Genomic DNA, 253 nt, shown 5'->3' with positions numbered 1-253 from the left:
CGCCTTCAGGACGTCACCGAACCGGTTCTCAACGGCGGCCAGCATGACGTCGCGCACCACGTCGCCACTGTGGCCACCGGTCGTCGCCACCCAGCTCATCGCTTCGCGGTCGCAGCAATCCAGAGCGAACGTGACACGCAGCGGTTCGCCGTTGTCGCAACGAATCTCGAAGCCGTCAGAACACCACCGCTGATTGCTCTTCCCCACCGCTACCTTGCCATCGTGTCGGCGCTGAGGGCGTGGCGGTGCCGTC

Annotated in this window: 1 protein-coding gene; it reads right to left on the bottom strand. The window is 65.6% G+C overall.

The genetic code is table 11. The features are described from left to right. Positions 1–253, bottom strand: a 253-nt coding sequence (locus VSR82_RS40490; RefSeq protein ID WP_498858977.1) for a DDE-type integrase/transposase/recombinase, incomplete at both ends; no start/stop codon positions are given.

It is taken from the genome of Burkholderia sp. JPY481 (genome assembly GCF_038900515.1).
In the GTDB taxonomy this organism is placed as follows: domain Bacteria; phylum Pseudomonadota; class Gammaproteobacteria; order Burkholderiales; family Burkholderiaceae; genus Paraburkholderia; species Paraburkholderia youngii.
This window is presented reverse-complemented; position numbering and strand designations above follow the sequence as displayed.